A 1,048-nucleotide genomic window follows, 5' to 3' on the forward strand; every position below is an offset into this window, starting at 1 on the left:
GATCTGTAGAGTATTACCGATTGCCCCATCAACCTATCACCGTGCTAAAGACTTGGAGATCTGCCCTGAAAAACGTTCATTACGCAGTCAGCATGACGACTACTATCTCAGCGAGATTAAGCGTATTTGGCAGGACAGCAAATGCCGATATGGCGTTCGTAAAGTATGGCAGCAGATGAAAGCTGACGGGTTAAAGGTGGCTCGTTGCATAGTAGAGCGATTAATGAAGCAGTATGGCCTACAAGGCATCTGGCGTGGCAGAGGCAAGATTACCACCAACAGCCGTGACGACCAAAAGCGCGCTGATGACTTAGTCAATCGTAACTTTAATGCGCATCGTCCTAACCAGCTGTGGGTTGCTGACTTTACTTATATTAAAACATTGAGTGGCTGGGTATATACCGCTTTTATTATTGATGTGTTTGCCCGTGCTATCGTTGGTTGGAAGGTATCTAATCGTATGAACACCGATATGGTGATGGCGGCATTGGACCAAGCAATAGCAGATATAAACCATCCCAAAGATGTCATTCATCATAGTGATCGCGGCGTTCAGTACTTATCCATTCGCTATACTTCTAGGATGACGGATTCTGGCGTCATTGCCTCTGTTGGTACCAAAGGTGATTCATACGACAATGCGTTGGCTGAAACGGTTAACGGGCTGTATAAAACCGAGGTGATTCATTATTTAAAGCAAAACTGGACTGGCGTTAACGATGTTGAACTGGCAACCCTTGAATGGGTGGATTGGTTCAACAAAACACGTTTGCATAGTAAAATTGGTTATGTGTCGCCTTTTTAGTTTGAGAGACGATACCATGATAGTCTTAGTGAGTCAGATAAAGCTGACTGACTCAAGCAATCCACTCTCCGATATAGTCGGGGCGTTTCACTCAAAAAATAGGAGCTTAGAGCTCCCATTTTTATGTTAGCTTTCTAAGTCTCTATGTTAATTTGAAGAATACTTCATCATAATGTCCGAATATAGTTAATCCAATTTGAGAGTGGTACAAGGCAGCCGAGTGCAGATGTATCTGTCATACTT

Annotated in this window: 1 protein-coding gene; it reads left to right on the plus strand. The window is 43.4% G+C overall.

Going from position 1 to position 1,048, the window contains the following annotated elements:
* The coding region (locus AS194_RS01900; protein WP_152978583.1) for an IS3 family transposase at positions 1-805 on the plus strand (805 nt) is incomplete at its 5' end.
* Positions 806-1,048: the final 243 nt, after the last annotated feature.

The organism is Psychrobacter piscatorii, assembly GCF_001444505.1.
In the GTDB taxonomy this organism is placed as follows: domain Bacteria; phylum Pseudomonadota; class Gammaproteobacteria; order Pseudomonadales; family Moraxellaceae; genus Psychrobacter; species Psychrobacter piscatorii_B.